At 45.4% G+C, this 26689-nt stretch carries 24 protein-coding genes; 20 read left to right on the top strand and 4 right to left on the bottom strand.

Annotated elements, in window-relative coordinates; all coding sequences use genetic code 11:
- The first annotated feature begins 58 nt into the window (after positions 1 to 58).
- The 6 genes from ACL9RM_RS21905 to ACL9RM_RS21880 all read left to right on the top strand — a co-directional run bounded on the left by ACL9RM_RS21905 (position 59) and on the right by ACL9RM_RS21880 (position 9752).
- A complete protein-coding gene (locus ACL9RM_RS21905; protein ID WP_250268191.1) occupies positions 59 to 628 on the top strand; it encodes a hypothetical protein in 570 nt (189 codons plus the stop codon).
- Positions 629 to 696: 68 nt separating this feature from the next.
- Complete coding sequence (gene rpmG / locus ACL9RM_RS21900) at positions 697 to 846, top strand: 50S ribosomal protein L33 (RefSeq protein ID WP_007430271.1); 150 nt, start codon at positions 697 to 699, stop codon at positions 844 to 846.
- A gap of 27 nt (positions 847 to 873) precedes the next feature.
- A complete protein-coding gene (locus ACL9RM_RS21895) occupies positions 874 to 1290 on the top strand; it encodes a hypothetical protein (protein ID WP_235308234.1) in 417 nt (138 codons plus the stop codon).
- Between the two features lie 64 nt (positions 1291 to 1354).
- Positions 1355 to 1600: a type B 50S ribosomal protein L31 gene (locus ACL9RM_RS21890; RefSeq protein WP_013310118.1), complete on the top strand. Its 246-nt coding sequence runs from the start codon at positions 1355 to 1357 to the stop codon at positions 1598 to 1600.
- 680 nt (positions 1601 to 2280) lie between these two features.
- Positions 2281 to 5154 (top strand): S-layer homology domain-containing protein, encoded by a 2874-nt coding sequence (locus tag ACL9RM_RS21885; protein ID WP_250268192.1) that lies wholly within the window; start codon positions 2281 to 2283, stop codon positions 5152 to 5154.
- A gap of 26 nt (positions 5155 to 5180) precedes the next feature.
- A complete protein-coding gene (locus tag ACL9RM_RS21880) occupies positions 5181 to 9752 on the top strand; it encodes an S-layer homology domain-containing protein (protein ID WP_250268193.1) in 4572 nt (1523 codons plus the stop codon).
- A gap of 231 nt (positions 9753 to 9983) precedes the next feature.
- On the opposite strand, the gene ACL9RM_RS21875 is transcribed toward ACL9RM_RS21880, so the two are convergent.
- From ACL9RM_RS21875 to ACL9RM_RS21865, 3 genes are read right to left on the bottom strand one after another with little or no spacing between them, the layout of a single operon-like run.
- On the bottom strand, positions 9984 to 11087 hold the full coding sequence (locus ACL9RM_RS21875; protein WP_250261505.1) for a CobW family GTP-binding protein: 1104 nt from the start codon (positions 11085 to 11087) through the stop codon (positions 9984 to 9986).
- Between the two features lie 18 nt (positions 11088 to 11105).
- The gene (locus tag ACL9RM_RS21870) at positions 11106 to 12083 is read right to left on the bottom strand and encodes a TIGR03943 family putative permease subunit (RefSeq protein ID WP_250261504.1); all 978 of its coding nucleotides are present in this window, start codon (positions 12081 to 12083) and stop codon (positions 11106 to 11108) included.
- A gap of 8 nt (positions 12084 to 12091) precedes the next feature.
- The gene (locus ACL9RM_RS21865) at positions 12092 to 13093 is read right to left on the bottom strand and encodes a permease (RefSeq protein WP_250261503.1); all 1002 of its coding nucleotides are present in this window, start codon (positions 13091 to 13093) and stop codon (positions 12092 to 12094) included.
- Between the two features lie 228 nt (positions 13094 to 13321).
- On the opposite strand from ACL9RM_RS21865, the gene ACL9RM_RS21860 reads away from it, so the two are divergent.
- The 14 genes from ACL9RM_RS21860 (at position 13322) to ACL9RM_RS21795 (ending at position 25037) form a co-directional block, all read left to right on the top strand.
- On the top strand, positions 13322 to 14314 hold the full coding sequence (locus ACL9RM_RS21860) for a CobW family GTP-binding protein (protein WP_250268194.1): 993 nt from the start codon (positions 13322 to 13324) through the stop codon (positions 14312 to 14314).
- Entirely contained in the window at positions 14311 to 15435 is a 1125-nt protein-coding gene (locus tag ACL9RM_RS21855) for a FecCD family ABC transporter permease (RefSeq protein WP_250261501.1), read from the top strand. Before ACL9RM_RS21860 ends, ACL9RM_RS21855 begins: the two co-directional genes overlap by 4 nt.
- Positions 15432 to 16220 (top strand): ABC transporter ATP-binding protein, encoded by a 789-nt coding sequence (locus tag ACL9RM_RS21850; RefSeq protein ID WP_250261500.1) that lies wholly within the window; start codon positions 15432 to 15434, stop codon positions 16218 to 16220. The genes ACL9RM_RS21855 and ACL9RM_RS21850 overlap by 4 nt, the downstream gene beginning before the upstream one ends.
- Before the next feature lie 64 nt (positions 16221 to 16284).
- Positions 16285 to 17307 (top strand): ABC transporter substrate-binding protein, encoded by a 1023-nt coding sequence (locus ACL9RM_RS21845; RefSeq protein WP_250261499.1) that lies wholly within the window; start codon positions 16285 to 16287, stop codon positions 17305 to 17307.
- Between the two features lie 217 nt (positions 17308 to 17524).
- Positions 17525 to 18232, top strand: a complete 708-nt coding sequence (locus ACL9RM_RS21840) for a metal ABC transporter ATP-binding protein (RefSeq protein WP_250268195.1) — start codon at positions 17525 to 17527, stop codon at positions 18230 to 18232.
- Complete coding sequence (locus tag ACL9RM_RS21835; protein ID WP_023988405.1) at positions 18178 to 19026, top strand: metal ABC transporter permease; 849 nt, start codon at positions 18178 to 18180, stop codon at positions 19024 to 19026. Before ACL9RM_RS21840 ends, ACL9RM_RS21835 begins: the two co-directional genes overlap by 55 nt.
- Positions 19027 to 19081: 55 nt before the next feature.
- Positions 19082 to 20080: a metal ABC transporter substrate-binding protein gene (locus ACL9RM_RS21830; RefSeq protein ID WP_250268196.1), complete on the top strand. Its 999-nt coding sequence runs from the start codon at positions 19082 to 19084 to the stop codon at positions 20078 to 20080.
- A gap of 336 nt (positions 20081 to 20416) precedes the next feature.
- Complete coding sequence (locus ACL9RM_RS21825) at positions 20417 to 20779, top strand: response regulator (protein ID WP_023988407.1); 363 nt, start codon at positions 20417 to 20419, stop codon at positions 20777 to 20779.
- Between the two features lie 84 nt (positions 20780 to 20863).
- Positions 20864 to 21352, top strand: coding sequence for a hypothetical protein (locus ACL9RM_RS21820; protein ID WP_039273324.1), 489 nt, complete (start codon positions 20864 to 20866; stop codon positions 21350 to 21352).
- Positions 21353 to 21456: 104 nt separating this feature from the next.
- Positions 21457 to 21651 carry a hypothetical protein gene (locus ACL9RM_RS21815; RefSeq protein ID WP_013310131.1) on the top strand — a complete coding sequence of 65 codons (195 nt, stop codon included), beginning with the start codon at positions 21457 to 21459 and terminating at the stop codon, positions 21649 to 21651.
- 12 nt (positions 21652 to 21663) lie between these two features.
- Positions 21664 to 21999 (top strand): YolD-like family protein, encoded by a 336-nt coding sequence (locus ACL9RM_RS21810; RefSeq protein WP_250268197.1) that lies wholly within the window; start codon positions 21664 to 21666, stop codon positions 21997 to 21999.
- 116 nt (positions 22000 to 22115) lie between these two features.
- On the top strand, positions 22116 to 22460 hold the full coding sequence (locus ACL9RM_RS21805; protein ID WP_028542344.1) for a cupin domain-containing protein: 345 nt from the start codon (positions 22116 to 22118) through the stop codon (positions 22458 to 22460).
- 66 nt (positions 22461 to 22526) lie between these two features.
- Positions 22527 to 23108 (top strand): TetR/AcrR family transcriptional regulator, encoded by a 582-nt coding sequence (locus tag ACL9RM_RS21800; protein WP_250261497.1) that lies wholly within the window; start codon positions 22527 to 22529, stop codon positions 23106 to 23108.
- A gap of 60 nt (positions 23109 to 23168) precedes the next feature.
- The gene (locus ACL9RM_RS21795) at positions 23169 to 25037 is read left to right on the top strand and encodes an alpha/beta fold hydrolase (protein WP_250268198.1); all 1869 of its coding nucleotides are present in this window, start codon (positions 23169 to 23171) and stop codon (positions 25035 to 25037) included.
- A 51-nt stretch (positions 25038 to 25088) separates the two neighbouring features.
- Here ACL9RM_RS21795 and ACL9RM_RS21790 read toward each other — a convergent pair whose 3' ends face one another.
- Positions 25089 to 25958, bottom strand: a complete 870-nt coding sequence (locus ACL9RM_RS21790; RefSeq protein WP_250268199.1) for an aminoglycoside 6-adenylyltransferase — start codon at positions 25956 to 25958, stop codon at positions 25089 to 25091.
- Positions 25959 to 26689 lie beyond the last annotated feature (731 nt).

Below are 26689 nucleotides of genomic sequence, written 5' to 3'. Positions count from 1 at the left end.
AAAACAAGGGTATAATATAGAAGGAAAAGTTCATCTATGGAAGGACGGAGTGTCCGGCATGACAAGAAACCTTCAATATGTACCCTATGGTTATGAGCCTCCGATCGAGACGCATAAAGGGACCATGGTCTACTATGATACGTTCGAGCAGATTACAGCCAGAGAGCTGGAGCTTTTTGCCGAAACGGGGGCTGCATTATCTTTTACAAAGCTGGTGTTGTATCCGCTACATGAAGAAACCGTCAGAAGAATGTGGAAGCAGCCGGTACGTTCGTATTACAAGCGGGTGGACGAGCTGGGAGAGTGGCAGCGGGAGCAAGCTTTGAGTGCTGTTGTGATTGAGAACTGGGAAGGTAAGCGTAAAAAGTATACGCCGATTGAAGCAGCCATCCGTTTTTTGGCGGAAAAGTATACGACCCCACTTTTTTTGTACATGAGTCCTGAAACTGCAAATTTGTGCGCTTCCTATGCATCGTTTGGAGAATGGATTAGAAATGTCAGATTGGTGCTTTCGAGCGCCCCCCAGGAACTTCATCCGAAGCTTGCACAGTACCGTAATCGCTGGAACACGGTCGAAGAAGCGACAAACCGTGACTCTAAGGTTGACAAAGCGGAGCATGAATTATAGAATAGAACTAATCGTAAAAATTACTATTGTAATTGTATACCATGTATTCCAATTAAGGAGGAAGAGAAATGCGCGTAATTGTTACCTTGGCATGCACCGAATCCGGTGATCGCAACTATACAACAACCAAGAACAAAAGAAATCATCCGGAGCGTCTTGAAATGAAAAAATACTCTCCGCGTCTGAAAAAGTACACGATCCATCGTGAAACTAGATAATTTGAGGTTTGCTGCATAGCAACCTGAATGATTCTGCTTCCTGAGCGAAGCCTGTTAAGTTTGCAAAAGCCTGCGTTATGGAACCGGCGAAAACTTGAATTAGTCCAGTGGACAGAGCGTCCAAAGTTAAAGCTTGCACCTAAGAAAACGGCTTTTTTTCAAGGCTGTATGATAGATGCGGAGCTACATGGTACGCTTTGCCTTTTGAATCGAAAGCACGTGGCTACCGAGTTCTCCTGTGCTGGTGTCAGCATTTGGGACGAGCCGGAGGACCATTCACTATATGCTTATATAACGATGAAGGCTGACGAAAGATCCGGAGCGTTCGTGCAATGGGCGATGCGTATATGCGGCATCGTTTGCTTGTCGTTTACGAGCTTGAGCGCAACCGTTATGATCTGTCGTCTTTTTTTCTGGGACATAACCGTTCCTTTTGCCAACTGATGGAGTATTGCGCCAGTACGTTTGAGTTTGAAACTAAAACTACATGAAAGATTAGGTGAAACTAATGAAAAAAGATATTCATCCAACATTGAACAAAGTTATCTTTTTGGACCCTAGCTGTGGATTTACTTTCCTGAGTGCTTCCACTAAATATTCGCAAGAAACGATGGAATGGGAAGATGGCAACACATACCCAGTTATCCGTGTAGATACTAGCTCCGCTTCCCACCCGTTCTTCACTGGTAAACAAAGAAACGTGGATATCGGTGGCCGTGTGGATCGCTTTAACAAAAAATATAACCTTAAGTAAGACTCGTCGAGAGCTAGGTTTACGGATTATGCCAATAATTCGTAAACCTAGCTTTTTTATTTTTCACGGATAGTTACATCCGAAACAACGCGAATAACAAATGTATTTTCAAGTCTCGAATTTAACATTCTTCTGGAATAGTCCGTGAAGCTGCTGCTTTTTAATGCTAAATGAAGCTGAACAATAGTCGACGAGGGCTATGATGAAAAAAAGATACGAATATAACGTTTTAAGATATTCAGCAGCGGCATTGCTAATCTTGGCAACTAATCATTTTAAAACGTAATTCTATACTTCGCATAGACTGTCTTAATTTAAAAATAATCGCAGGTATCTAGCCTGCGATTATTTTTTTTATAGCACAGAGTCGCGGTTAAGGGAAGATTCCGATAAATCACTTGCGGAAATAAGTTATTTGAAGGATATAGTTAGAGACTTGATACAACTAGGCATCATTATAGATAAGCTTTTGTTCAGAATTGGTTCAGTGGTTTCATGTATATTAATTGAAAACGACATAAATCACTTATTTTCGACAAATATATGAATAAAAGATTAATATAAACACATTTTTATCGGTAAATACAGTGAATAAGCTTTATTATCTTTGAATTATGTAGAAACATTTCGAAGATCGAATAGGGTCGTTTTACTCAAAAGTAAATTAGGAGGTAGAACCATTGAAAGTTTATTCACTTAAGTGGGCAGCCGCTCTTGTTGCTCTTCAGGCGGCGTTTGGTACTTCTGCTTACGCTGCAACGCCTACCAATAATTTGTTTTCAGATACATCCTATGTGACGAGTGATAAAATGGCGGCCATCCAAGAAGCTGTACGCCAAGGGCTTTTATCGGGAGATCCTCATGGAACTTTTCGCCCTGCAGCAACATTAACTCGTCAGGAACTCGCAGTATTATTGGTCAGAGCCTTAAAATTGGACCCTATTTCGAGTTCTTCTACTTTTAAAGATGTGCAAAGTAAACAATTTGCTGCCCCATATATAGAAGCCGCCCAAAAAGCCGGGTTTCTATCCGGGGATGGATTAGGAAACTTTCGTCCGAACGATCCTGTTACCCGTGAAGAGCTGGCAGCAGTGTTTGTTCGTGCAGTCGGAGGGGTTAATGCAGAGGGCGGATCAAGCATTTTACCCAAAGATCAGTCCTTGGTAAGCCAATGGGCAGCTGGATCGGTAGATACAGCACTTCGCCTGGGTTTAATTGACATTCATGACAGCAAGCTCAATCCCACCGGTGAAGTAAAAAGGGAGGATATTGCTCCTTTCCTGCTGGATATTTTCAAATCTCAAGAGCAAACAGCTACGATCAATAGCATTGATGGGGACATTGTAACAATCGATAATGTTCCTTATTTAATAGAGGGGAATTTGAAAGAGTTAATCGGAAACTCCAATAAAGATGCGCTAAAAGGAGCTAAATTAAAGTTTAATTCGCGCAATCGTAATGTGGACGGGCTGCAACAATTAGAAATCGTGCAAAAAGATGTTGTGTTAAACACCAATGGTCTACCGGAAAGCAGCCTGCTTCGAATTTTAGGTGATGGTGTTCAGATTAAAGGGGATATCAAAGGAGTAATCGAGCTTAATGACGGTGTTTCTAATATCCAGCTGAATGGAAACGTAAACCATCTTAATGTGAATTCCGGCAATGGTATTTCTATTAAAGGAACCGGAACAATCGGGGAGCTTCAAGTTGCCAACGCAAACGCTAAAGTGACCTTGAACCCGAATTTTAAAGTTGAAACGATTCAGCTGCCTAAAGATGCATCCGTTTCACAAGTTATCCAAAATTACAGCGAAGTACAAAAGCAGATTGGACAAATTCAGTCCGCTGACGGAACGGTTCAAGAACCGACTACAGTTACGTCGAGCAGCGTGACATTTTCCTCCGGAGGTGGAACTTCAACAAAATCAGTGACTAACCATGCGCCAGGCGTTACTACCGGGTTTACTGATATTACGTTAAGTACAGCAGATGAGCCTAAAAAGATTAATCTGGCAAATAGTTTTACCGATGCTGATGGAGACACGCTGACCTACACAGCAGAAACTTCAGCCACAAACGTAGCGACGGTATCAGTGAATGGAAGTCAGCTGACTCTCACGCCGATGAACGCCGGAACAGCCACGATCACGGTTACGGCGAACGACGGCAAGGGCGGGACCATAAACAGCCAGTTCAACGTAACGGTTACGCCTGTGATTCCGGAAGCCGTGAACCATGCGCCGACGGTGGAAACGTCGATCAGCAATGTGACGACAGGAGCCGCGGATGGAGTTAAGACGGTGAGCCTTTCGAGTGTGTTTGCAGATGAAGACAGCGACGCGCTGACGTACACAGCAACCTCGACGGATACGGGCGTGGCGACAGTAGCGGTAAACGGAAGCGACCTGAAAATTACGCCAGTGAACGCCGGAACAGCCACGATCACGGTTACGGCGAACGACGGCAAAGGCGGGACCATAAATAGCCAGTTCAACGTAACGGTTACGCCGGTGATCCCAGAAGCCGTGAATCATGCGCCGACGGTGGAAACGTCGATCCGCAATGTAACGACAGGGGTCGCGGATGGAGTTAAAACGGTGAGCCTTGCGAGTGTGTTTGCAGATGAAGACAGCGACGCGCTGACATACACGACAACCTCGACAGATACGGGCGTGGCGACAGCAGCGGTAAACGGAAGCGACCTGAAAATTACGCCAGTGAACGCGGGTACAGTCACGATTACGGTAACGGCAGATGACGGAAACGGGGGTACAGTGGATACGAATTTCACTCTAACGGTGACCCCTCCACCTGCTGCTAATCACGCTCCTGTTGTTCAAAGCACGATTAATGATGTTTCTACAGAAGCAGGTGCTGTGGACACAACTATTGGACTTGCTTCAACTTTTGCAGATGAAGATTTGGACTTACTGACGTATTCCGCTGATTCATCGGACCCTAGCATAGCAACGGTTTCCGTTACAGGCGACCAACTGAGTATTACTCCGCTTGCAGTGGGAAGTGCTACAGTCACAGTTACCGCAGATGATGGGAAGGGGGGAACCGTTCAAACGATCTTCCAAGTCACTGCTGGAGAAAAGAAGGGACTTTTCTTCTCTGAGTTGGCATGGGGGGAGAGCGACTCTATGATGCAGATTATTGAGCTTTATAATGCGGGTTCTGAGGAATTGGATGCTTCAAAAATTAGAATTGAACGCAGTGATAGTGGAAATTCGATCGAAATAAGTCAAGACGCTGGTGCTTTTATTCCAGGTGGAGCTACTTTCGTGATAGGAGATACCATGTATTTTGGTGATGCGCATGTAGATTACTTCACAGACATGGGGTTTTATAACGATGATTCAGCACCTGTTACTTTATCGCTTTATTACGATAATCAGTTGATTGATACGGCAGTGTTTCAGCCTCATACCACTTTAGCTAGACAATCCGATGTTACCCATGGAAATGCAGACTACGAGGCAAGTGAATGGTTTGATGAAGGAACCGATTATACGGATAATATCGGCATCTTTAGTAGTGAGGCACCATAATGAATACAAAGAATAGAGGGAACATCATGAGTTCTAAACCTAATAAATGGCTGATTACATTAGCTTTGGCTGCACTTGTTGCTCCAACGGCTTTGCAGACGATTGCATCTGCTGCCAGCGGTGCATCAAACGGAGCAGCTCTGGCCAGTCTGCCTTTTAAAGACATCAATAATATTGCTTCAGAGCAAAAGACAAACATCCTGCGAGCCATTGAAGCCGGGCTTCTGCATGGCGACCCATCTGGATCCTATCGGCCAACGGAGTTGTTGACCCGTCAAGAAATGGCGGTTCTATTAACTCAAGCTCTGCAACTCTCTATTTCTAAAGCAGCAAGCAGCAGTTTCTCGGATGTAGAACCGAAAAGTTGGTCGAGTCCCTATATTGAGGCTGTACATCGTGCAGGACTCATGAATGGAGACGACGGCTCCAAATTCAGGCCCAAAGCGGCAGTTACCAGAGAGGAGGCTGCGGTTCTGCTTATGCGGGCAGCCGGGCTTCCTATTACAGCTGACGCCACGGAGTCTGCTAAACTTACTGATTGGAATCGGGTCAGTCCGTGGGCACGGCCTTACGTTAATACGGCTTTACAGTCGGGCTCCATGAAGACGGATCAGTCCGGTTTCAAACCTAAATCGTCCGTTCAGCGCCAAGATATAGCCCAGTATATGATGTCTACCTTTTTCCCTAAGGACCATGTAGTCCAACTCCAAAAAGTAGAGGATGGAAAGGCCTGGATTAACGGGATTGAATATAAACTCTCGGATTCAGTTAAAGGAATCCTGCAAACCTCTAACCAAGAGATTCTCAAAGGAGCAGATATTCAATTTGTAGCATCACAGCGGACCATTGAATCGATCACTAAACTGGTCATCCATGCGAGCGGGCAAGCTCCGATAGGGCAAGCTTCCGAATTCAGCGGCAATCTTGTATTAGATGGTCATAACTCCTCGATTGACGGAGATTTAACTATTGACGGTGATTACATTTCGGTTATGAATTTGAATGTCAAAAATAGTTTTACAGTTACGTCAAGCCTTGAACATGATTTCTATGCCTCTAAATTTACGGTACAAGGAAAAACATATATTCAGGGCGGTGACCAGAACACCGTATTGTTTAACACATCTGAGCTGCAGGATGTCGAGGTATCCAAACAGGATGTCCACGTAGTCATTCAAGGAAATTCGACGGTGGATCAAATGTCGTTGATTTCCAATGCAACGATTGAAAATGATTCATCCTCAACGATACAGCAGTTGAATGTTCTTACCGGTGCCAAGCAAGTAGAGTTGCAGGGGATTATTAAGCAATTGTCGGTCAACAGTGACCAGCCCGTAGCTCTGACAGGCCAGGCCTCCATTAATACATTGGCTGTGAACAGTTCCTCTCCGGTCAGTCTGGAGGTAGCTGGAACTATTTCAAATTTACAAGTAAATAACTCTGCAGCAAATATTAGTGTAAGCTCCTCCAGCCAAGTCACGAATACTTCATTTGCAGTAGGTGTGTCTTCTTCGACGGTATCAGGAGTCACTGGAGTCACTACAACTTCTTCTGGTAGCTCGCGTTCTACGGTTGTGACCAATACAGCACCGAAGTTAGTGACCAAATATGACGATCAAGCCGTAACGGTGGGCGATTCTGAACTTCAGATTGACTTACTTGGTCATTTTACGGACGAGGAGCAGTCCGAGCTCAAATATACGGCAGTGTCGTCTAGTACAAAAATCAGTACAGTCCGAGTAGAGGGAACGAACCTGTTTATCAAGGCTGTTGGCAAAGGGACTGCGACCATTACGATCGCCGCAGATGACCAGGCCGGGAAAAAAGCGGGAACGAATTTCAAGGTCCGTGTCAATGAATCTCCTGTTTCATTGAGTATCCCCGATCAAAACGAACAGTTGGGGAGCGGCGATGTAACCTTATCTTTAGGATCGTTTTTTACGGATTCTGAAAATGATCCTATGACCTATGAGGTTGCGATCGATGATCCTTCCATTGCTACCTTTACCCTGACGGGTGATCAATTGGTATTAACTCCGGCAGCTGTAGGACATGTCCAAGTTACCGTCAAGGCATCCGATGGTCGGGGAGGCAGCGCAAGCCAGTCGTTTCAATTGGTGGTAACTGCAGTACCTAATCAAAATCCGGTTGTAAATCAGAAGCCGGGCAACCAAACGCTCACTGTGGGCGATGCGGACTACATCCTGGATTTATCTCCGGTGTTCCTTGATTCGGACAGCAATCCGCTAACCATCTCGGCAGAATCCTCGGATCTATCCATTGCGACGGTCTCCGTTAATGGAAACCAGGCCACAGTTCATGCGGTTTCCTCAGGAACAGCAAACATCCAGCTAAAAGCGACAAATGGCCTTGGAGGCGAGGTTAAGACCGATTTTGATATTACCGTTAATGAACCTCCGGTATCCTTGCGAATTCCGGATCAGACGAAACAAATCAATTCAGACGACATTCAATTATCTTTAAACGACTTCTTTACCGACCATGAGAAGGATTCGTTGTCATACAGCATTGATATTTCCGATTCTTCGGTTGCGACTGCAGTGCTAAATGGGGACACACTTACCATTACACCGTTAAAAATTGGCAGTACATCAGTTTCTGTTAAGGCATCTGATGGCCATGGAGGTAGCACAAGCCAGTCGTTTCAAATGGAAGTAACGGCTGTATCTAACCAAAATCCGGTTATAGACCAGAAGCCGGGTAATCAGACACTGAATCTAGGCGATGTGGATTATATCCTGGATTTATCTTCGGTATTCCACGATCCCGATGGCGACCCTGTGGACGTTTTGGCAGAATCTTCGGATTCGTCAGTTGCTGTTGTATCCGTTAACGGATACATAGCCACGGTCCATGCAGTTTCCTCAGGAACAGCAACGATTCAGCTTAAAGCAAATGATGGCCGCGGGGGCGAGGTCACTACTGATTTTGATGTTACCGTCAATGAATCCCCGACTTCCACAGGGATTCCGGATCAGATGAAAGAAATAAATACAGGCGATATTCAATTGTCCTTAAATGATTTCTTTTCCAATCCTGATAGCGATGTTTTAACTTACGATGTTCATAGCATTTCTGACCCGACTGTTGTGACGGCTGCCGTTTATGGGGATATGCTTACTCTTACACCGTTAACGATCGGTAGCACATCGGTATCGATCAAAGCAACAGATAGCTGGGGAGGGGAAGTGATCGAAACTTTCAAAACCACCGTCACGGCTGGAACTCCACAGAATCAGTATCCAGTAGAAACTAAACCTGCCGACCAGTCGCTTACTGTAGGTGGTGCGGTCTACTCACTCGATTTAGGTTCCGTTTTTACTGATCCTGATGGGGATACGTTGACCTTTAAGGCAACCTCTTCTGATCCGTCCGTTGCTTCGGCGGAAATCACTGGAGCTCAATTGGAAATTCAGGCACTAAGTGCAGGGACGACAATCATAGAAATCAAGGCTATGGATGGCCGCGGAGGGGAAACTTCAACCACCTTCCAGGTCAGTGTCCAATCATCCGGTTCGTCTAACCCATCTTCTAATCAGCCGCCTCAAGTAGATGCGACCATTTATGAACAAGTGTTGACTGCAGGAGTTACGAATGCAAGAAGCTACGACCTATCTCAATTGTTCAGTGATGCTGACGGGGATGCCTTGACGTTTACTTCTACTGTTGAATCAACCGGTATGGTAAATGCAGAGGTTAACGGATCAACGTTGACTCTTACTCCAGGTGATCAGGCAGGAAGTACCAAGGTAACGATTACTGCGAATGACGGGCATGGCGGAACAGCCACCTATAATTTTCAGGTAACGAATGCTCCTCTGGCGACGAATGGAATTGTTCAAATCCGAACCAAGCAAGGGGTCAAAGATCCGATTACTTATGACATGTCAACAGTGTTCCCGGGTGAAACTTCATTTAAAATCTATTCGGGTACGGCAGATTCCACCTTTACTGGGCCAATCCCTCTTAATGGGACGGTTTGGACATGGAACGGGGATATTTTTCAATACTTCTGGGTAATCGGGGCGAACGGATCTGCCGCTATATTCCAAGTGACCTCAAATCCTCAAGGACCGGAGGATCTATATTTTTCCCAGTATCTATCCTTAGATAAAACCCGGACTGCTATTGAGCTGTTTTACAATCCGGTAGGAGATACTTCTAAACCTATAGAAAATGCAGGATACTCACTTGAGATTCATCAATACAATTTAGCTACAAATACTCCCAAGGTGTGGAGCCAGCCTATTAATTCGTTTTGGAAAGGCATGCCTTATATATATATCGATTCCATCTTTTATGACTTTTTCGACATTGTTCCTGCGACATACTATAATGATGAATTGATGTTACTAGAAACGAATACCAATGTAACGACAGGTTATGTCCTGAAAAAGAACGGTGTAACGATCGACGTCTTAGGTGATCCTAACGGAAAAACGCAATTTATGCCGAATAATGGCACTATTATCCGAAAATCGGGGATTAAGTCCGGTTCCTCCTCTTATAATCTTCCAGGAGAGTGGAACTCTTATCCAACCGGAACGCTTCAATATTTTAGTCATCATACTCCATAACATTTTGTTGAATTAACGGGAAGCCCTCCAGCGCCGATGGTACTTGGGCCGAAGGGTCCTGGGAGAGTAGGAGACGTCGCCAAGCAATAAATGTATAACTCTGCATAGTCGTACTCAAGCTGTCGAGACATTCTCGACAGCTTTTTTTATTCCCAATCTTTCAACATGGGATCCTATAAGGTACATACCATACCAAAGGAAACTTTCATCATTACGAGCCGAATATGTCGATTACAGCGACACGAAGCACTGTTCCCATTGATCGGTAATGGAGGCTTTGTCAAGCTGTTCTCCAATGAGTGTGACATATCCCTGGCTCACAGGAAGTGCAGTAGGCTGCCACTCCAAGTGATTTCCTGAAAATTGCAAAAGCATTGTACCTTCCTGAGGAAGCACGCAGTAACCTTTCGCACGAAGCAACGAGGAACCTAACCCGGTCAAAAAGTTTTCCAATCGTTGTTTTTCGAGTGGCTGAGGAGAATATTGATGCAGCGTTAAGCTCTCCAGACGGGAGAACGAATGAGGCTGCTTAGGATCGTGGTTATGACTGTGTGCCGCAATAACTTTGAAAGCCGTACTTCTGGAGACACTACTGGTGCTTCCGATACTTTTGACGGGAATGGAAACGGACGGTACACCTGCATCGGTGGACTGGACTTGTGCAGGTGCAGGTTGAAGTGTCTGTATGGGTTTCGCGGCAACGGATGCGGATGCCAGAACAGGCTCTAGTAGTGGTTCAAGGTCAATCCGGCTATATTCAGTAGTTTGCAGCTTGGCCGTATCGTTGAGCTTGCGGATGCTCTTGACGACCTTCGTCACTTCACGGCTACTTGCTGCATCCGTCTTGTTCACCACAATAAAGTCTGCGGTGCGCAGTTGTCCGTGCAGGGTGCGAACCAGTTCTTTATCAGCCGTAAAGCGGCTATTGTATTCATGGAACAGCTCAGCATCCACAACACTGATGCTGTGAACCAGATAAAGCCGATCTGCCAGTAGAGGGGAGCGAAGCTCCTCCAGTACTTGTTCGGGGTTGGCTACCCCGGTGGTTTCCATGAAGATCAGGTCTGGCTTCTGACTGAGCAGGGTATGCAGAGCCCCTGCCAGCTCATTTCTTTTGCTGCAACAAATGCAGCCTTCTAGCAATCCTTCTACTGTTACGTCAGGCATTTCCTCTGAAATTATAGCGCTGTCTACATCATATTCACCCATTTCGTTCATTAAAACAGCAGCACGAAGGGGAATTTGGCGAGTATGGGCTAACAGGCGTAAAAGCAGTGTTGTTTTGCCGCTTCCAAGAAAACCACTGATTAAAATAACAGGAACTTTGTTCATCATTTTCCCTCCTTGGTGGGTTTAATGTGCTGTGTTCAAGCGATCAAAGGTAGCTACCGAGTCTGCTTGGGTATAGACATAAGGGGATTCTGGCTGCTCGACAGCGGTTATTTTTTCGGATCGAATTTCAAGTACCGGAACGTTGCCCTTTTGTGTGGCATGCAGTGTTCCTTCAATGGTCACCCAGGTATCCTTGTCAAAGGACGGGGCCTTCTGGGATTGGACGATGATCCCGAATGGCATGGCATCGGCAGTACAGCACATGACGAGGAATCTTCCTACTGCAAATAGGCCTTTACCCGGCAGGTTGTCGTCTTTATAGACAAAGCCAGTCACCTGTACTTTTTTTCCTTCAAAAGCTTGTTTATATAACTCAATGGCGCCAATAGTTTCGGAGAAAATCTCCGGCTTGATCTGTATGATAGGTTGCTGATACAGGCGTTTCGCCAGCTCGGCGAATTCTACATTGTACTTGTCAGGCGGAACGAACAGCTTATCCAGCGTTTCCTGACTCCATTTTCCCTCTGGAGGGGGCGAAGTTGGGACAAAAGATGCAGTTGATAAAAGGGAGGAGGTGGATGCTTTCGTGGTCTGTATATCTGTTTTTCGTCGGATATCCGGGTTGGGATACGTGAAGGACATGCCTTTTTTGGCGGCCATATCACTACCAAGTGCCTGATTGGGCAGCAGAGAACCGAACAGGAGCGGGATGAGCAGCATTCCATATACGAGTGTTTTTTTGAACCAGCTTTGCGGCAACGGATGCTCACAATCACATACATCCTCACCGTCCCGCTCTCCGATGATTCCGTGCCATGCCATCGCCAATGCGATGAACAAGAGTGGTACAGGACAGAGTAGGAGCAGCTTTTGCATATGGGGAGCTAGATAGTAATGAAGTGCATTCGTACGGTTTAATGAGATAATGTACACAGCCAATCCGATTAGGAGCAAGGAGCGCATACCATATTGCCAGCGGATGCTAAAGGTTGAATTCACGGTTGTATTCACCTCCCCAATAACCATTCTGCAGCTATAGAACCCACAAGGACGAGTGAAACAATGAGCAAGCCCAGGATGGCGACAAATTTAGTGCGGAAGGTGCTGAGCAGCATGAGCGTGCCTTTGAAGTCTAACATCGGACCGAGTACAAGAAAGGCTGCCAGCGGACCTAGTGTAAAGGTGTGTGAAAAAGCAGTGGCTACAAAGGCATCGGAGGTGGAACATAGCGACAGTATGTAGGCAAAACCCATCATAAAGGCGTACGATCCGACCGTTCCGTTGCTTAACGAAAGCATCTCGTCACGTGGGATGAAGGTTTGAATGCAGGCTGTTAATAATGCGCCGATAGTGAGATATTTACTCATGTCCAAAAACTCGTCACCAGCATGTACAAAAAAGCCCCGCCATGTGCGACTATGCCGATGAGTCTGATTGTTCTGCTTTTGCTGGTTAAAAGAGAGCAACGACCGTTTGAGCGGATGCACCCGCACAAAGGCATACACGATCAGCCCGATGATCGTGGAGACGGCAAAAGCCAAACCCATTCGAACGGCAGTGACCTCGGGATGGGAAGGGAAAGCCATCATCGTCGCAGCCAGTACCACGGGATTGATAATGGGCCCGCTTAAAATAAAAGTGATACCCATATAGGCAGGCATTCCCTTGAGCATTAATTGGCGAACGACAGGGATCATGCCGCATTCACAGATGGGAAACAGCATACCTAGTAAGGAGGCCAGCAGGACACCCGGTACAGGATGCGCAGGCGCTATTTTGCGAATCCATGTCTCCGGTACAAGCCACTGCAAAAGGGATGAGACGAGTACACCGATAAGGAGAAACGGAACAGCTTCCAGAAAAATACCCATAAATACCGTTTTTAACGGTTGCAGCTGGCCCATATCTAACAAACGAAGCCACTGGGGAGATAGCGTGACAAGCACAGGGATGAGAAAGGCAAACGGAATCATAAAAGGCAGCATCTTCAACAGCGTACTGTTTTTCATTCCACGTCTCCTTGGGAATAAGGGTTCTTATCTACATCCTATGTCTGTAGGGGGACAATCATGCCCGCTGGATTGTGCTTGTCTCACCTCCTATATTGACAATTCAAAGAGTGGTCATATATATTTGTTATTAGTAATTATTACGATTAAAATCCGATAAATGATTGCAAGAAGGAAACTTTTACGGTACGATCCATATTAAATGTTGTAAAGACAAGGAGGGGTCATATGATACCGATAGTTGTTTTATCCGGTTTTTTGGGTAGCGGTAAAACCACTCTTCTTCAGCATGCGCTGGCTTACTACAAGGAGAAGGGCCTCAAGCCAGCCATTTTGATGAATGAGTTGGGTGATGTTAATCTGGACGGCAGTTTGGTGAATGGCCAAGCACCCATGAAGGAAATGCTCAGTGGTTGTATATGCTGTACTATTCGCGGGGATTTGGGCGTCGAGCTCATGAATCTTGCTGAAGAATATAAGCCGGACGTGATTATTGTAGAATGTACTGGAGTAGCTAACCCGATGGAAATTGTAGATGCAGTGACAGACGCCTCCATCTATTCCTCTATGATTTTACAATCCGTTATCACGGTCATAGACGCGCGTCAATTTCTGGACTTTGCCTCGGGGAACCAGAGAAGCAAGTCGCTTCGTTTGATGCAGGATCAGCTTCGGTGCGCTTCCAAACTGATTATTAACAAGACCGATTTATTGGCTGCGGGCGAGTTGCAGAAAGTACATGCCCTCGTAAAAGAGTTAAATCCATATGCTCTGACTGTGAGCACGCAACGAAGTGACGTGGACGCGGATATTTTTTTCTCCACTCAAGGAGAGGAGCGTATGGACGTTGACCATCAGTCTCATGATCACCATGATCACGCCCATGACGACGAACATGGGGAGCATTATCATTCCTACGACCACGTAGTGGTTCACACGCATTTCTTTGGACAACCTGTGCCACGCTCCGAGTTTGAACAGTTGTTCCGCAGTTTGCCAGCTGAAATATACCGGGCCAAAGGAATTGTGCGGTTTCTGGAATCAGAGGGTCAGATGATGTTTCAGTTTGCCTATCGGGAGCTGGAAATCATTCCGATCCGCCCGCAAAAGCCAGTGAACGATGTAGCGGTTGTCATGGGTGAGAATTTCTCTGCTTCCGAGATCGAGGAACAATTGAGAAAGTTGGAAGCGGCCGAAAAGCCATTGAGTAGTAGTTCATGACTTCGAGAACGGGCAACCTTAATCCATCAAGATCTAATCCATCACAACATAATCCTCGTGCACACCTAGCTGGCAAGCCTACTTGGGGATTTACAACAATTCTGCTGCTGACTGCTGGGTTGTTGCTTTCGGTCACATTCGCAGTCATGCTCGGTCCTGTAGCTGTCGCACCGGGGACGATATGGCGAATTGCACTGTCTCATCTTCCCTGGCTGGACCAGTGGATACCCGTGACATGGACCAAGCCTGAGCAATATATCGTTTGGGAAATCCGCTTTCCACGCGTGCTGCTAGGTGTTGTCGTAGGAGCAGGACTTGCTGTTACAGGGGCGACTATACAGGCATTAATTCGTAATTCGTTAGCGGACCCCTATATTTTAGGAGTCTCGTCTGGAGCTTCGGTGACAGCCACGTTGGTGATTGTGTTCGGAGCTTTCGGATTTTTAGGACGACTTGCGCTGCCTTTATCTGCTTTTATAGGCTCGTTAGCTGCAATGCTTATGGTGTTCGCGTTAGCCCGTGTGGCTGGGAGCATATCGACGACCCGCTTATTGCTGGCAGGAGTGGCCGTGTCCATGATGCTGTCGGCTGTGACTAGCTTTATCGTTACGATGGCCCCGAATGAAAGAGGCATTCGTGACGCGATGTATTGGATGATGGGAAGTCTGGCAGGTGCTCAATGGGACACGCTTTTCATTCCAAGCCTCATTGTAGCCGTTGGAACGGTAGTCCTCCTGACCCGATACCGTTCGCTGAATGCTTTGCTAACGGGTGAAGAAACCGCGGTAACGCTAGGTGTGAACGTACAGACGTTCCGCGTATTACTGGTTGTTGTGGCGTCTCTTTTAACCGGGGCAGTCGTATCAGTGAGTGGCTCGATTGGCTTTGTCGGGCTTATGATTCCGCACATCGTTAGGCTGATAGTGGGATCAGATCATCGGCGTGTACTGCCCGTCAGTCTGTTGGCGGGAGCTATTTTTGTCGTGTGGGCTGATGTATGTGCCCGGCTCGTGCTGGCTCCACAGGAGCTGCCGATTGGTATTGTGACGGCTGTGTGCGGAGGACCCTTTTTTGTGTGGCTGCTGCGTCGTAGTTCCTACTCGTTTGGAGGCGAAAAATGAATATAGAAGTCGAATGCGTGACCTTCAGTATTCACGACAAACGGCTGATCGACGGCATCTGTCTCCAGGTAAAAGCAGGGGAACTGGTCGGATTGATCGGTCCGAATGGCAGCGGGAAATCGACGTTGCTCAAAAATATGTATCGCGTGCTAAAGCCTGACAGTGGTTTGGTTACGTTGGATGGCCAAGATATGCTGCGGATGAAGTATAAAGAAACGGCCCGACAAATGGCAGTGGTGAGTCAGGATGCGCCGCAAACGTTTGATTTTTCAGTACGGGACATCGTCCTGATGGGTCGCCATCCGCATAAGAAACTGCTGGAAGCAGATACTGTCGCCGATCATGAATTGGTCGAGCAGGCGCTGGAGCGGGTAGGCATGAATGCTCAGGCGGATCAGGGCTTTGCCACCTTGTCTGGCGGCGAAAAGCAACGGGTATTGATCGCCAGAGCTTTGGCCGGGCAGGCGAAATTTCTTGTTTTGGATGAGCCAACAAATCATCTGGACATCCGGTATCAGCTGCAAATTCTGGATTTGGTCAAAACACTTCGGATAACTACGCTAGCTGCACTACATGATTTGAATTTGGCGGCATTTTATTGTGATCGAATGTATGTATTAAAAGAAGGCAAAGTGGTAGCCTCCGGCATAACGGAGGATGTGCTTCAGCCAGACCTGCTGTGGAGTGTATTCGGGGTGGAGACAGAAATCTGTATTCATCCAAAAACCGGGAAGCCGAATATTACCTTTTTACCGGATTCTCTCAGGAGAGGAGGCTATCCATGACGCTAACAGAAAAGGTGATATGATGAGGTAAGATAAACTACAAATAAAAGAGGAGACGATACATATGAAAAAATATAGCAAGCCCGCGTTACCGCTGGTTATGATCGCTTTGGCGATGATGCTGTTGTTATCAGCCTGCGCAGCAGGAAACACGGCTCAAACAAGCGATCCATCGGCAAATGGGCAGCAACCTGCCGCATCGCAATCGGCAACCAATAAGACGTCGGTAGAGCTTGAGAACATGGGCGTTAAAATGGCATTTCCCGAGGCGCCCAAACGCGCGGTTACACTGAACCAGCACGCGACTGAGGTTATGCTGGCTCTTGGACTGGAATCCTCTATGGTAGGAACTGCGTATTTGGATGATCAGATTTTACCGAAATATAAGGCTCAATATGATAAAATCCCGGTACTGGCCGAACAATATCCGTCCAAAGAGGTGTTTATGGCCGCTGCACCGGATTTTGCCTATGCAGGCTGGAAGAGTGCCTTTAATGATAAAAATCTGGGTTCCCGTGAGGAGCTAGCCAAACAAGGGGTGCTGACCTATGTACAGGAGTCCTCAAACAAGCCGGGTCCCATATTAGAAGATGTATATCAGGATATACTAAATATTGGGCGTATTTTCAGGGTTGAGGAGCGTGCAGAAAAGCTGGTAAATGACATTCGTGAACAAGTGAAGTCTATTCAGACTCAAATTGGTACTGTTGAGCAGGCACCCAAGGTGTTTGTTTATGACAGCGGAGAAGACAAGCCCTTTACGGCTGCCAACAATTATCTAACGTCCTTGATTGAAAGTGTGAAGGCGAAAAATATTTTTGATGATATTGACAAAAGTTTCACCGAAGTAAGCTGGGAAGAGGTTGTGAACCGTAACCCTGATGTGATCGTCATTCTCGACTATGGTGATACTTCACTGGCTGATAAAGAGAAGCTGCTCCTGAGCAAGCCTGCGCTGGCTGGTGTGGAAGCGATCAAAAACAAACGGTTTATAGTCCTGCCATTATCCGCGGCAGCTGAAGGTGTACGTGCACCGATTGCACTGAAAACCTTGGCTGAAGGCTTGTACCCGGACAAAATGAAGTAAACAAACAAAAGAGTTGCCAAAACATTGACGAACCTTGCCTAAACTGTTAAACTTGCTAATGCGTAAAGGTTACGTTTATCAAACGCTTATTTTTTTATTACCAAATCGTAATAATTACGGTAGATGGTTTAATGATCATAAACGACCTGGAGAATCTGCGCAAATGATGATCGCTCAGATGGCTCCAGGCTTTTTAAAGGAAAAGGAGATCTGCGTCATGTTATTGGCCTCATTGGAACAGGTCACATTTGGCTACGGAGATGTTCCTAACTTGGTGGATGCCAATGTTGAAATTTTTTCGGGAGAATTTGTGGCTATTACCGGACCGAATGGTGCTTCCAAATCAACCATGCTCAAACTATTACTCGGCTTGCTTCAGCCTTGGAAGGGCAAGGTGTTTATGTCTAGCCGTACAGGTGAAGGCAAAAAGCTTGTTGTCGGCTTTGTATCCCAACAAATTGCTGCTTTCAATGGCGGATTTCCAAGTACGATTTTGGAATTTGTCCGTTCAGGAAGATATACTCATGGCTCTTGGTTACGCCGTATGCGGTCTGAGGATCATGATCTGACTGAGCAGGCGTTGCGTCAGGTAGGCATGTGGGATTTGCGTCACCGTAAAATCGGCGAATTGTCCGGTGGACAGAAGCAACGCATTTGTGTGGCGAGAGCGCTCGCTCAGGAATCGGATTTGCTCATTTTGGATGAGCCCACGACCGGCATGGATCAAGAAAGCCGCCATCATTTCTACGATCTGATGAATCAGCAGGTTAAGGAATATGGAAGAACTGTGGTCATGGTGACCCATGGACTATCGGAAGTACAACATTATCTGGATCGAATTATTGAGCTTGAAAGGAAGGAAGATGGCGGATGGAAATGCTGCACTACGACTTCATGCAGCGGGCATTTTGTGCCGGTGGGGTAATTGCACTGCTGGCCTCGGTGCTTGGAGTATACCTGATGCTGCGGCGTCAGGCTCTCATGGCGGACATGCTATCGCATGTATCGCTGGCAGGGGTGGCAGCGGGTGCCTATTTAGGCATTAACCCGACGATAACCGGATTTATTGTTGCCGTAATCGGCGCGATTATCGTTGAATACGTTCGCAGGTCTTATAAAACGTATAGTGAGATTTCTGTGGCTATTATAATGGTAGGTGGCCTCTCGACGGCTGTTATTTTAATGAATCTGAATCAGAGCATTAACAAAGGATTTTCCGCTTATTTGTTTGGTTCGGTCGTAGCGGTCAATCAGACAGAGCTGATGTTGATGATTGTAGTGGCTGTGATCGGAGGTATTTTCTTTTTTGTATTCCGGCGTCCTTTGTATCAGATTACCTTTGATGAAGAAACGGCGAAGACCAATGGTCTTCCTGTCAAGTCCATCTCGTTTGCATTTAGTATTTTAACAGGGATGATTGTAGCTGCTGCAATGCCGATTGTCGGTGTACTGCTTGTCTCCTCACTCATCGTACTCCCTGCGGCGCTGGCGATTCGAATTGCACCGAGCTTCGCGGCAGCCATCTGGATATCTATGGTCACTGCGTTGATCGGCGTATTTATGGGTTTAACGGCATCATATGAACTCAGTACACCCCCAGGGGGGACGATTGCCATGGTGCTGTTATTATTCCTGATTGTAGGAGCTGGTATTCAAAAGTTGGTCCGTAAGCTGGGCAAGCAACAGGCTTCACGGCGGAAGAATGCGACAGGCCAGTGAGTGTAATTACAGTGAGAATTAACTAAAAAATCTAACGCATAAAGGAGTAATGAATATGAATACATGGTTCAAAAAATCATTTGTATTGTCTGCGGGACTAGCACTTATTTTGTCTGGCTGCGGAGCCAAATCTGATAATGCAGCTACAAATGCTTCCCAAACCGAGCCGAATGCTGCACAAACAGCAGACAGTGGTAAGAAGCTGAATGTAGTCACCACTTTTTATCCAATGTATGAATTCACGAAGCAAGTTGCTGGAGACCATGCTAACGTAACCGCGTTGATTCCTGCTGGTGCTGAACCGCATGACTGGGAACCGAGCGCCAAAGATATGGCACAGGTTAAGGATGCTGACGTGTTTGTGTATAACGGTATTGTCGAAGGTTGGGCAGAACAGGCTTTGAGCAGCGCGTCCAATGACAAGCGTGTAGTAGTGGAAGCAAGCAAAGGGTTGAACCTGATGGAAGGGACTGCTGAGGAGGAAGAAGGAGAAGAAGCACACGCAGAGGAAGGCCATGATCACGATCATGTGCTGGACCCTCATGTATGGCTTGATCCAGTCTTAGCTCAAAAAGAAGTAGAAGCTATAGAAGCAGGGCTTGTAAAAGCCGATCCGGCAAACAAAGCTGATTATGAGAAAAACGCCGATGCTTATATCGCTAAGCTGAAAGAACTGGATACCGAGTTCAAAACGGGTCTGAAAGATGTAAAACGTAAAGACTTTATTACGCAGCATGCTGCTTTTAGCTATTTGGCTAAGCAATACGGTCTAACCCAAGTACCCATTGCCGGTTTATCTCCAGAGCAAGAACCTACACCGGACAAGCTGGCGGGTATTATCAAATTTGCCAAAGAAAATAATGTTAAAACAATTTTCTTCGAAACTCTTGTTGATCCGAAGGTCGCTGAGACCGTAGCTACTGAAATTGGTTCGAAAACGGATGTGCTTAATCCGCTTGAAGGGTTGACAGATGAAGACAAACAGAAGAATCTGGATTACCTTGGTGTAATGAAAAACAATCTGGAGGCTTTGAAAAAAGCCTTGAATGAATAAACAGACCTTAAACGAATAGTACAAAAAAATGACGTTGGGGAACGATACCAGCGTCTTTTTTTATGTCTGTCTAAGAAGATTGTACTTTTTTGGCTAGTGCTCTAGATACAGTAGATATATAGTACTTTGTAATCTTCACACTACATAAATTATTTACGTCATTGTGAAACGTTTTTTTGAAAACTAATGCTGTAGTAGCTAGTTTCAAATTTCTTTTATAATTCATTGGTAGCGTTTTTATTTTTACAGATTCTTTCTATTAATATTACTAGTTTATTCACCGATATTGAAGTTTGGGCGTGCAATATCATTTGACAACGGATTGGAGAGGTTAATTTGGCAACAGTTATAGTAGTGGATGACTCTTTATTTATGCGTTCTGTGCTTAAGGATATTCTTTTGGATTTAGGTCACGCTGTTATCGCGGAAGCAGAAAATGGGTATGATGCTGTTTTGAAATACGCACACTTTCGTCCCGATTTAATCACCATGGATATTAATATGCCTAAGATGGACGGACTTGAGGCTGTTAAAAAGATTGTAGAGCTTGATCCTCAAGCCAACATTTTGATGTGTTCTGCTTTGGGGCAGCAGGAAGCGATTATAAAAGCATTTCAGGCAGGTGCAAAAGACTTTATTGTTAAACCATTTGAGATGGAAAGGGTCGTGAATGCAGTCACAAAAATGCTGGGGAGTTAATGAATCAAGATTTTAATACATAAATATTGAACATGTTAAAGCGAGAATTCCATGCTTATTTTCACGAATATGGAGATGAATAGGATGAGCAATCGAGTGTTGTCTCAAAAAGTATTTATAGACGAATTGATCGCTACGATCAAGAATGGAGGGCTTGTCCCTGTAAATTATGAACACCTCATCAGCGAACAAAGAGAAAGAATGGATGCTCTTAACAATGAACTTACCCTTCGTATTGAGGGATTAGAGACTGATTTGATCTCTGCTTCGACACATTCCATTCCTTTTGCCAATGGCGAAATTATGTTTCTTGCTCGTTATATTGTACTCATTGGGGACCATACCGAGGGATACTTTGTGTTCTATCGAGCAGAAGATTGTGAAAGTCCAGAGGAATATCAGTTTTTAACAAGCTCTTATCAACTTCCACATTTATTACTTGAATTATCTCTTTCTTTAAAAGAACATGGTACTAATGAGCCGATTGATATTCTGACTTATTGGAATGGCCCTGTCTACCCGCTGAAAGATTTGAATAAAGAAGATATTAAGCTATCCACCTATGAATTTTAATTCCCTTGAGAGAGTCAAATCCCTCAGGGGTTTTTTTTACATTGATAATCAAACGCATGTTCGCATATAATACAAACAAACGTTCTGATAAGGAGTGAAGGATCATGTTGGAAAAATACGTGGGGCAGATCGTGGAAATCGTGTATTTGGATCGGAAGGGCAAGCTGTCTCATCGACGTATCGAGGTGCATCGTGTGCAGAATGGCTTGATACGAGCCACCTGTCTACAGACAGGCCAGCCACGTGTTTTTCGATTAGATCATGTATTGGCATGGCATCCGGTAACCAGAACAGCATAGGAGGGGCTTACGATGGGGAGAAAGCTTGAAGGAAATGGCATATGGGAAAGCTCGCGCATGATTTTGCCTGAGCATCGGGAGGCATATTTAAGACTGATGAAGGAGCAAGGAAGGCGCGACAAGCCAGCACTGGACGATCAGGAAATGCAGCAGATTGAACAGGCCATCATCGTATCCTATAACGAACGGAAGCCTATTACGCTAAAAGTGTTCAACCCGTTTGATGATGAGGAGCTTCGTGGATTGGTCACGGTGATTAATACAAGTCGGCGAGAAGTGAAGCTGTCCCGTGGGGAGGAGGATTTTAGCTGGATTAAGTTGGAGGAAATTATCGAGGCGGATATATAAAAAAGTCTGACTAAGTCGGACTTTTTTACATTTGTCCTGCCGTTTTATAATTAAGATTGTAGCTCTATGAATTCATATATAAAATAAACTGTAATTGCAAAAGGAGGAGTTCAATAATGAAAATTAGTAAAAATAATGCCGAACATTATATATGGGGAGATCAATGTGATGGTTGGCGCTTGGTGAAAAATAATGATTTGAGCATTATTCATGAGCGGATGCCCGGAAATACACATGAGGTCAGACATTATCATCATCATGCGCGCCAATTTTTCTTTATTTTATCAGGCACAGCGGTACTTGAAGTAGATGGTGAACGAATCCAATTAGGATCTCAGGAAGGATGTGAGGTTCCTCCTATGGTGCCTCATCAAATGTTTAATGAAACGAATCAGGATGTTGAATTTTTGGTTATTTCTCAGCCTGCGAGCAGAGGTGACCGGGTTCTGGCCGAAAAATAATATTTTGGAGCAGACATGTTCCAGCGAAGGTTGACAAGTCTTTTTTAGTACCGTATAGTGCTAAATATGATGAAAAAAAATAAAATCACGAATCGGGATGTTGTTCTGCGCATCGCCACCTCATTGTTTCTTACCCAAGGATATCATGCAACAAGTATGGATGAAATTGTGGCTGTGAGCAATGTGTCCAAAACGAACATTTACTATTATTTTAAAAGTAAAGAAGAGCTACTTTCAGCCATTCTGGATCAACTGATTCAAACGTATAATGAGATGATTTATGAAGTTGTTTCGCGTAAGGATCAGTCTGTTCAGGAACGTTTTGAAATCCTTCTTCAATTGCTGACAGAGCAAGAGACAGATTGTTTGGGAGGCTGTCCCTTTATTACTCTTTATACGCAAATGCCTCAAGATAGCGCCTTGTTTCGGAATAAAATAAGCCAGTTCTTCCAAAGCCAAATCACTACCGTAGAAATATTGTTGAAGGAGGGAAGGGAAAGATTAGAGATTCAGGCTGAACTTCCTGCGAGGTCGACGGCCCAATTCATCGTCTCGGCCATTGAAGGTGCGCTCTTTCTGCAGCATGCAAGCCAGGACCCGAGCATACTCGAAAATTTAAAATTTACTTTAGCACTTCTGCTAAAGTGATTTTTTTAATCTTTATTAGTGCTACGAAGTACTAAAAATTAAAAAAGGCAGGTTTCGTATATGGCACATATCTTTATCACGGGCGGCACAGGATTTATCGGCATGCATACGTTACGACAACTTTCCAAGGAGGAACACACTATTACCGTCCTGGTTCGTTCGCAGCAGAAGTGGGAACAAATATGCAGGCAAATGGATTTGGAGACAGCATGGCATATCGGGAAATTAACACCGGTTATTGGCGATTTGAGTATACCTGCTCTAGGATTAAATCCTGCTGACAGGCAGCTCGTGGAGACCGCAGATGTGATAATTCATGCAGGAGGTCCGATGGATATTCTGCTGGGAGAGGAGGATGCGAGAGCAGCTTTTCTACAAGCGGCAGAAGAAATGATAACGTTGGCTACATATATTCATGCGAGCAAAGGGTTACGACATTTTATTCATTTGGTTGGGTACAAAAGTCCTTTTAATGATCATAACTGGCTTACTCCCGAGCCGGTCATCGCTCATTTGGAACAGGCACCTCCATATGAACGGATGAAATTTTTGGCTGATTTGCGTATCCGTCAAGGAGCACACAAGGAAGGATTTCCGCTTTCGGTTGTCCATTTGAGCGTTGTCATTGGTGACTCAGAGTCTGGGGATACGCCCCAAACTGGTGGGCTAGGCATTCTCGTAGGTTCTACAGCGCGCAAGCTTATGGGACTTGTCCCCGGCGGAAAATCTCATTGGCTCCCCTTGGTCCATGTAGATCATGCAGCCGAATTGATCAGTGCTCTTACGAAGGAATCACATCCTGCCAGCGAAACATACTACTTGATGGATGACAGACAGCAGAGTCCAACGATGATAGAGCTGGGAACGAATATGGCGAAGGAGCTTCGTGTACGTAAACCGCTCGGTTCGATTTCGCCAGCTTGGCTAACCAGTATACTGGGTACTCCTCTGGGCCAAAAGTTAGGTATTCCGAAGGAATCACTCGATTTTATCGTGGATGTGGACTACCCACTGGATGCAGCACGAGAGATTCAACGTAAATACGGGTTGTCACAGGCGATGAACAAAAGCGTGTTCCCATTTGTCATTACTGATCTTGATTTCAGGATTGCTCATTCCACCATAGATACAGATGGATATGTCCGCAACAGACGTGGGCCATTAGCTACACTGGAGCGAAGGGTGAAGAATGGAAATCCAACGATCGTATTAGTTCACGGTACTTTCAGCGGGGCAGATTGTTTGATACCGCTGGCAAATCAATTTCCGGAATCCTCTGTTTGCTTGGTGGATCTTCCCGGTTTTGGCCGTTCCCCATACCATCATAAGGAGGATGTACTAGAAGGCCACATTGAATCGTTAGTGCAGGCTATTCAGGCTTTGGAAACGCCAATCTGCCTTGTAGGTCATTCGTTCGGCGGACTACTAGCTGCTAAGGCATGGGAACGCGTACCTGAGCGTATCAGTAGCTTACACCTATTGCAGCCTGTATTGCATACTGCTCCGCGCAGATATCGGAGCGCACGAATTACGGAGAGTATGCTAGGCAGATTCAGCGATTCAGGCTTACGCAAGCAATTGCTTACGCAGACTTGTTTTGAAAGTATCGACGATATCCCGCCAGCATACATCACGTATGTTCTTGAAGAAATGCGTTCCCCACGCGTAAGAAAGACGACTGCGCAAGCCCTAGCCATGCTAACGAAGTCCGATAGCTTCCGGTCGGTTCCTGAGATATCCGAAAGAATGTATAAAGAGGAGGTTTCGATTCTATGGGGTGTGAAGGATCAGATCTATAAGTTGCCCGAGTCATTTCATGCCCTGCATACGCTGAATATTCCGGCAGCTCATCATTTTCCGATCTCGCAACCGGAACGAACAGCGCAATATCTAAAGCAGCATATAGGACAGAATAACGTTAGAGTATAAAAATAAAACCAGCCTAGCACATGAAAATCAAGTGCCGACTGGTTTTTTTTATCAATAAATGTCCTTAGCATCTGCTGGGAGAGCTTTTACGTGATGGAGATAGTTCGTAACACGCTGATCGTCCAGAGTCGGATATTCGTAGCCATAATAGTTTGCTACTTCCAAGGCAACTTCTCTAAATAAATTTCCCATGATCAAAAGAGACTGCCACATATGTTCATAATCTGCATCCGCAAACGTTTGGATATAGAGTGTCCAAAGTCCAGGCTCAAGGTGGTTCTCAAAATATTTTCCCTGTTTACCCGGATCTGCCGCGAAGTCTGTTCGTATACCAATATGCCATTCCAGCATCAAGTGGAGCGCATCTCTAACAGGCCGATCTAGCATAAATTTAGCATAGGGCAGCTCCTGTCGCCATAACCCTTTAGCCACATAAGTACTGACCCACCAGAACTCATTACAGGAATCTGCATAGGTTTGGGCGGTTGGAGGGACTGTCTTATAATCTTGAAGATTTGGCGGTGGAAAAGGCTTTACCAGTCCGTCTTTATCCAAGAGCAGTACACTTAAGCTGTCTCGGGGCCAATTGGCGATGTTAGCCACAGGGCAGAGGGTAAGATCTATGCGATTGCCATCCGTAAATAACATAAGAAAAGCAAAGCGATCATGGGACGTCACAGTAGGCTCCACATGCTCACCGGGCGTCTGCATAATGATCAATTCTCCAAAGTGGTGAATCCAGCCACGTTCCTGAATAAAGCTGTCCATGGAAGATACGAGAAAGACGATGTCATAATCCTGAAAAATATCTCGTAGAGCATGTGGATTAGCGCGTGAACCGTTCATAATCACAGCACGTACCCGTTCGTCCTCTTGAGCAAATTGGAGAATGGTATGCAGCATCTCTTGTTCACTTCTCACTATAGTCGTCTCCACAAACGGTATCGAAAGGAAAAAAACGTAGACAAGACAGCAGTAGAAATAAGGACCACCAGTTCAAGGATCATCAAGAAAAACGACCTCCTGTAAGTTCTTTTATCTGGGAAAAGTATCCTATCCTTACAATAGCCTATCCATGGAAGCCATTCAACTGTGCTGCCGAGGCCTTCTTCATTACCCAAAGTACACTTGACCGAATTGTATGTTTTATCCATAATGAAGCGAGGCATCAAGTACAGACCATCCTAGAGCCTAATCCTCTAATACGTTTAAAGGAGTGATGATGTTTGAATACGAACAAACAAATCAAAAAGCTTATGAGAGGTTTATGTATTTAGATGAATAAGAAAGAATCTCTCATAGGCTTATGGGAGGCAAATCAGACAGATGTGTGCTCATCACATGATTCAAGGAATGGAACTCGCGGAATCTTATTTTTATAAGGCATTCGGTCTTTTTAATACAATGAAGCATCACATATCGATTCAAGGTGTCATTAGCGGCACCATACCGGGTAGAATTTTTTTTGTCTAATAATGGGGATAACGCTGTATTGAGCAACCCCCAAGGCATTTTTCTGGGAGGAAGTCCGGACAATAAAGCCTTTTTAAAAGAAATCAACATGTTGCTTCAAGAAATACTATTACCTCAACTGGCATCCAAAGGAGAAATATCCGGAACTGGAGAGGCGCTTTGAGCGCGACTTTTTTTGT

It is taken from the genome of Paenibacillus sp. S29 (assembly GCF_049319765.1).
Taxonomy (GTDB): Bacteria; Bacillota; Bacilli; order Paenibacillales; family Paenibacillaceae; genus Paenibacillus; species Paenibacillus polymyxa_B.
The sequence above is the reverse complement of the archived record's forward strand: the minus strand, read 5'-3'. Positions and strand labels throughout refer to the sequence as shown.

Bases quoted from the DNA above. Each gene is read 5' to 3' on its own strand.
- ACL9RM_RS21905 (WP_250268191.1), top strand. From the start codon at position 59: ATGACAAGAAACCTTCAATATGTACCCTATGGTTATGAGCCTCCGATC.
- rpmG (WP_007430271.1), top strand. From the start codon at position 697: ATGCGCGTAATTGTTACCTTGGCATGCACCGAATCCGGTGATCGCAAC.
- ACL9RM_RS21895 (WP_235308234.1), top strand. From the start codon at position 874: ATGATTCTGCTTCCTGAGCGAAGCCTGTTAAGTTTGCAAAAGCCTGCG.
- ACL9RM_RS21890 (WP_013310118.1), top strand. From the start codon at position 1,355: ATGAAAAAAGATATTCATCCAACATTGAACAAAGTTATCTTTTTGGAC.
- ACL9RM_RS21880 (WP_250268193.1), top strand. From the start codon at position 5,181: ATGAGTTCTAAACCTAATAAATGGCTGATTACATTAGCTTTGGCTGCA.
- ACL9RM_RS21875 (WP_250261505.1), bottom strand. From the start codon at position 11,087: ATGATGAACAAAGTTCCTGTTATTTTAATCAGTGGTTTTCTTGGAAGC.
- ACL9RM_RS21865 (WP_250261503.1), bottom strand. From the start codon at position 13,093: ATGAAAAACAGTACGCTGTTGAAGATGCTGCCTTTTATGATTCCGTTT.
- ACL9RM_RS21860 (WP_250268194.1), top strand. From the start codon at position 13,322: ATGATACCGATAGTTGTTTTATCCGGTTTTTTGGGTAGCGGTAAAACC.
- ACL9RM_RS21855 (WP_250261501.1), top strand. From the start codon at position 14,311: ATGACTTCGAGAACGGGCAACCTTAATCCATCAAGATCTAATCCATCA.
- ACL9RM_RS21850 (WP_250261500.1), top strand. From the start codon at position 15,432: ATGAATATAGAAGTCGAATGCGTGACCTTCAGTATTCACGACAAACGG.
- ACL9RM_RS21845 (WP_250261499.1), top strand. From the start codon at position 16,285: ATGAAAAAATATAGCAAGCCCGCGTTACCGCTGGTTATGATCGCTTTG.
- ACL9RM_RS21840 (WP_250268195.1), top strand. From the start codon at position 17,525: ATGTTATTGGCCTCATTGGAACAGGTCACATTTGGCTACGGAGATGTT.
- ACL9RM_RS21835 (WP_023988405.1), top strand. From the start codon at position 18,178: ATGGAAATGCTGCACTACGACTTCATGCAGCGGGCATTTTGTGCCGGT.
- ACL9RM_RS21830 (WP_250268196.1), top strand. From the start codon at position 19,082: ATGAATACATGGTTCAAAAAATCATTTGTATTGTCTGCGGGACTAGCA.
- ACL9RM_RS21820 (WP_039273324.1), top strand. From the start codon at position 20,864: ATGAGCAATCGAGTGTTGTCTCAAAAAGTATTTATAGACGAATTGATC.
- ACL9RM_RS21815 (WP_013310131.1), top strand. From the start codon at position 21,457: ATGTTGGAAAAATACGTGGGGCAGATCGTGGAAATCGTGTATTTGGAT.
- ACL9RM_RS21810 (WP_250268197.1), top strand. From the start codon at position 21,664: ATGGGGAGAAAGCTTGAAGGAAATGGCATATGGGAAAGCTCGCGCATG.
- ACL9RM_RS21805 (WP_028542344.1), top strand. From the start codon at position 22,116: ATGAAAATTAGTAAAAATAATGCCGAACATTATATATGGGGAGATCAA.
- ACL9RM_RS21800 (WP_250261497.1), top strand. From the start codon at position 22,527: ATGATGAAAAAAAATAAAATCACGAATCGGGATGTTGTTCTGCGCATC.
- ACL9RM_RS21795 (WP_250268198.1), top strand. From the start codon at position 23,169: ATGGCACATATCTTTATCACGGGCGGCACAGGATTTATCGGCATGCAT.